Origin of the sequence: Herbiconiux liukaitaii, from assembly GCF_041927495.1 — a bacterium.
GTDB lineage: Bacteria > Actinomycetota > Actinomycetes > Actinomycetales > Microbacteriaceae > Herbiconiux > Herbiconiux liukaitaii.
This window is the reverse complement of record NZ_JBHFHG010000010.1, coordinates 1-5,603: the sequence shown is the minus strand read 5'-3', so window position 1 is coordinate 5,603 and position 5,603 is coordinate 1. Positions and strand designations below refer to the sequence as shown.

3 rRNA genes are annotated in these 5,603 nt (G+C 54.0%); all 3 read right to left on the bottom strand.

Annotation, left to right across the window (positions count from 1 at the left end):
• Positions 1 to 6: 6 nt before the first annotated feature.
• Positions 7 to 123 (bottom strand): 5S ribosomal RNA (gene rrf / locus ACEXQC_RS19145).
• Between the two features lie 161 nt (positions 124 to 284).
• Positions 285 to 3,404: ribosomal RNA gene (locus ACEXQC_RS19140) — 23S ribosomal RNA — on the bottom strand.
• Between the two features lie 446 nt (positions 3,405 to 3,850).
• Positions 3,851 to 5,371: ribosomal RNA gene (locus tag ACEXQC_RS19135) — 16S ribosomal RNA — on the bottom strand.
• The 16S, 23S and 5S rRNA genes sit together here, the layout of an rRNA operon.
• Between the last annotated feature and the right edge of the window lie 232 nt (positions 5,372 to 5,603).

Below are 5,603 nucleotides of genomic sequence, written 5' to 3'. Positions count from 1 at the left end.
AAGTAAGTCCGGCGGTGTCCTACTCTCCCACAAGGTCCCCCTTGCAGTACCATCGGCGCAGAGAGTCTTAGCTTCCGGGTTCGGAATGTGACCGGGCGTTTCCCTCTCGCTATGGCCGCCGAAACACTAGAGATGTATCTAGAAGTTTCAAACAGACACGACGATCCACACACGGATGTGTGGTGTTGTGTTGTTTGGTTCTCGACCGTACATCGAGAACCACATAGTGGACGCAAGCAATCTTGGCCACCCATACCAGCCTTACAACATGTATGGGTGTAGTGATTATCAAGTTATCGGCTTATTAGTACAGGTCAGCTCCACGAGTCTTTAGTCCTCGCTTCCACATCCTGCCTATCAACCCAGTAGTCTAGCTGGGAGCCTCTCACCCCGAAGGGTATGGAAATCTCATCTCAAGGCCGGCTTCCCGCTTAGATGCTTTCAGCGGTTATCCATCCCGAACGTAGCTAATCAGCGGTGCTCCTGGCGGAACAACTGACACACCAGAGGTTCGTCCAACCCGGTCCTCTCGTACTAGGGTCAGATCCTTTCAAATTTCCTACGCGCGCAGCGGATAGGGACCGAACTGTCTCACGACGTTCTAAACCCAGCTCGCGTACCGCTTTAATGGGCGAACAGCCCAACCCTTGGGACCTACTCCAGCCCCAGGATGCGACGAGCCGACATCGAGGTGCCAAACCATGCCGTCGATATGGACTCTTGGGCAAGATCAGCCTGTTATCCCCGAGGTACCTTTTATCCGTTGAGCGACAGCGCTTCCACAAGCCACTGCCGGATCACTAGTCCCGACTTTCGTCCCTGCTCGACTTGTCAGTCTTACAGTCAAGCTCCCTTGTGCACTTACACTCGCCATCTGATTGCCAACCAGATTGAGGGAACCTTTGGGCGCCTCCGTTACTTTTTAGGAGGCAACCGCCCCAGTTAAACTACCCATCAGGCACTGTCCCAGGACCCGATCAGGGTCCGTAGTTAGATATCCAGAGTGACCAAAGTGGTATTTCAACAATGACTCCACCTGAACTAGCGTCCAAGCTTCACAGTCTCCCACCTATCCTACATAAGCCACACCGAACACCAATACCAAACTGTAGTAAAGGTCACGGGGTCTTTCCGTCCTGCTGCGCGTAACGAGCATCTTTACTCGTAGTGCAATTTCGCCGAGTTCGCGGTTGAGACAGCTGGGAAGTCGTTACGCCATTCGTGCAGGTCGGAACTTACCCGACAAGGAATTTCGCTACCTTAGGATGGTTATAGTTACCACCGCCGTTTACTGGGGCTTAAATTCTCAGCTTCGCCTTGCGGCTAACCGTTCCTCTTAACCTTCCAGCACCGGGCAGGCGTCAGTCCGTATACATCGTCTTGCGACTTGGCACGGACCTGTGTTTTTAGTAAACAGTCGCTTCCCACTGGTCTCTGCGGCCTTCAAACGCTCCAGGAGTAAATCCCTTCACGCCTCAGGCCCCCCTTCTCCCGAAGTTACGGGGGCATTTTGCCGAGTTCCTTAACCACGATTCTCTCGATCTCCTTGGTATTCTCTACCTGACCACCTGAGTCGGTTTGGGGTACGGGTGACTGGAACCTCGCGTCGATGCTTTTCTTGGCAGCATAGGATCACTGATTTCGTCCGTGAGGACTACCCATCGGGTCTCAGCCTTATATGAGAGACGGATTTGCCTATCTCTCGGCCTACATCCTTAGACCGGGACAACCATCGCCCGGCTCAGCTACCTTCCTGCGTCACACCTGTTAATACGCTAACCGCACCAGACGGGGTCGAGCGTTAGACCGGAAGCGTCACCCCCGAAGGGGATCAGTCAGCCGGGTTAGGACTCTTAGCACTACTGGATTGGCTTGGGCGGTTCTTCGTCAGTACGGGAATATCAACCCGTTGTCCATCGACTACGCCTGTCGGCCTCGCCTTAGGTCCCGACTTACCCAGGGCGGATTAGCCTGGCCCTGGAACCCTTGGTCTTTCGGAGGACGGGTTTCTCACCCGTCTTTCGCTACTCATGCCTGCATTCTCACTCGTGTGGCGTCCACGGCTGGTTTACACCGCCGCTTCACTCGCCACACGACGCTCTCCTACCCATCCACACGGCTGGACCACGAAGGCCTGCCACTAATATGAATGCCACAACTTCGGTGGCGTGCTTGAGCCCCGTTACATTGTCGGCGCGGAATCACTTGACCAGTGAGCTATTACGCACTCTTTCAAGGGTGGCTGCTTCTAAGCCAACCTCCTGGTTGTCTGTGCAACTCCACATCCTTTCCCACTTAGCACGCGCTTGGGGACCTTAGTTGGTGGTCTGGGTTGTTTCCCTCTCGACGATGAAGCTTATCCCCCACCGTCTCACTGCTGCGCTCTCACTTACCGGCATTCGGAGTTTGGCTAACGTCAGTAACCTTTTAGGGCCCATCGGCTATCCAGTAGCTCTACCTCCGGCAAGAAACACGCAACGCTGCACCTAAATGCATTTCGGAGAGAACCAGCTATCACGAAGTTTGATTGGCCTTTCACCCCTATCCACAGCTCATCCCCTCCATTTTCAACTGAAGTGGGTTCGGTCCTCCACGACGTCTTACCGTCGCTTCAACCTGGCCATGGATAGATCACTTCGCTTCGGGTCTAGAACATGCGACTCGATCGCCCTATTAAGACTCGCTTTCGCTACGGCTGCCCCTCACGGGTTAACCTCGCCACATATCACTAACTCGCAGGCTCATTCTTCAAAAGGCACGCTGTCACACCAACAAGGGTGCTCCAACGGTTTGTAAGCAAACGGTTTCAGGTACTATTTCACTCCCCTCCCGGGGTACTTTTCACCTTTCCCTCACGGTACTTGTCCGCTATCGGTCATCTGGGAGTATTTAGGCTTATCAGGTGGTCCTGACAGATTCACACGGGATTTCTCGGGCCCCGTGCTACTTGGGATACTCTTCGCGCCATTGCAACATTTCGGCTACGGGGTTGGCACCCTCTTTGACTGGCCTTTCAAGACCATTCGCCTATATTGCGTTGTAACGCTCGCTGTACGGCAGTAACAGCAGAAAAGTCCCACAACCCCGACCATGCAACGCCTGCCGGCTATCACACATGATCGGTTTAGCCTCTTCCGGTTTCGCTCGCCACTACTCACGGAATCACTGTTGTTTTCTCTTCCTGTGGGTACTGAGATGTTTCACTTCCCCACGTTCCCTCTACCCGCCCTATATATTCAGGCGGGAGTCACCGGGTCACCCAAAGGGCCCGGCGGGGTTTCCCCATTCGGAAATCCTCGGCTCAAAGCTCTATTATCAGCTCCCCGAGGCTTATCGCAGATTTATACGTCCTTCTTCGGCTCCAGATGCCAAGGCATCCACCGTTTGCTCTTAGAAACTTGAAATCACATGAGTTTGAATCGATCTTTCGTTAGAAAAATTGACCAATGATCTACAGAACCCCGAAGGGTTCTTGTTTAGATCTTTGTGATTCAGGACAAAGTCCTGAATCTAAGATGCTCGCGTCCACTGTGTAGTTCTCAAAGTACGGGCGGTACCCTCCCCCACATCCACCAAGGTGAAATAAGGAAAGGGTCCAGAGGTTCAGTCCACAACCACCCGAAGGCGATCATGTTCCGGTCCCTCAGGACCCAACAGCGTGCATATGCAACCATCCCCGTGCCGGCGACGTTCCAAACCCTCCGAAGAGAGTCGTACTAGCGCTTGCGCGGTTCCTGCTGCATCAATGTCAATGTTCCACCCATGAGCGCCACCGAAGAACATGTGTCTTCGTAATGGCTACGAGGTGTTCTAGCCCTGTATCACAGAGGCATCCTCGAGTGCTCCTTAGAAAGGAGGTGATCCAGCCGCACCTTCCGGTACGGCTACCTTGTTACGACTTAGTCCTAATCACCGATCCCACCTTAGACAGCTCCCTCCCGAAGGTTAGGCCACTGGCGTTGGGTGTTACCGACTTTCATGACTTGACGGGCGGTGTGTACAAGGCCCGGGAACGTATTCACCGTGGCGTTGCTGATCCACGATTACTAGCGACTCCGACTTCATGAGGTCGAGTTGCAGACCTCAATCCGAACTGAGACCGGCTTTTTGGGATTCGCTCCACCTTACGGTATTGCAGCCCTTTGTACCGGCCATTGTAGCATGCGTGAAGCCCAAGACATAAGGGGCATGATGATTTGACGTCATCCCCACCTTCCTCCGAGTTGACCCCGGCAGTCTCCTATGAGTTCCCACCATAACGTGCTGGCAACATAGAACGAGGGTTGCGCTCGTTGCGGGACTTAACCCAACATCTCACGACACGAGCTGACGACAACCATGCACCACCTGTTTACGAGTGTCCAAAGAGTTGACCATTTCTGGCCCGTTCTCGTATATGTCAAGCCTTGGTAAGGTTCTTCGCGTTGCATCGAATTAATCCGCATGCTCCGCCGCTTGTGCGGGCCCCCGTCAATTCCTTTGAGTTTTAGCCTTGCGGCCGTACTCCCCAGGCGGGGAACTTAATGCGTTAGCTGCGACACGGAGACCGTGGAATGGTCCCCACATCTAGTTCCCAACGTTTACGGCGTGGACTACCAGGGTATCTAATCCTGTTCGCTCCCCACGCTTTCGCTCCTCAGCGTCAGTTACGGCCCAGAGATCTGCCTTCGCCATCGGTGTTCCTCCTGATATCTGCGCATTCCACCGCTACACCAGGAATTCCAATCTCCCCTACCGCACTCTAGTCTGCCCGTACCCACTGCAGGCTGGAGGTTGAGCCTCCAGTTTTCACAGCAGACGCGACAAACCGCCTACGAGCTCTTTACGCCCAATAATTCCGGACAACGCTTGCACCCTACGTATTACCGCGGCTGCTGGCACGTAGTTAGCCGGTGCTTTTTCTGCAGGTACCGTCACTTTCGCTTCTTCCCTACTAAAAGAGGTTTACAACCCGAAGGCCGTCATCCCTCACGCGGCGTTGCTGCATCAGGCTTGCGCCCATTGTGCAATATTCCCCACTGCTGCCTCCCGTAGGAGTCTGGGCCGTGTCTCAGTCCCAGTGTGGCCGGTCACCCTCTCAGGCCGGCTACCCGTCGTCGCCTTGGTGAGCCATTACCTCACCAACAAGCTGATAGGCCGCGAGTCCATCCTTGACCAAAATTCTTTCCAACTCCTAGCCATGCGACTGAAGCTCGTATCCGGTATTAGACGTCGTTTCCAACGCTTATCCCAGAGTCAAGGGCAGGTTACTCACGTGTTACTCACCCGTTCGCCACTGATCCACAGAGCAAGCTCTGCTTCACCGTTCGACTTGCATGTGTTAAGCACGCCGCCAGCGTTCGTCCTGAGCCAGGATCAAACTCTCCGTAAATGTTTACGCACAGAAACGACCACCGGAATAGGCGGACCGTCCTGCAAGTTTGAAACTGACAGAACAAATCATTACTGACTTGCTTTGTTGTTCTAAATGTTTTCCCAAAAGGAATCCATACGATCCGAAGACCGCACGGGTTTTTGGCATATGACATTGTGCACGCTGTTGAGTTCTCAAGGATCGGACGCACCGGCCCCACCAGCAAAACTGGCAGCCCTCCGGGCAACTT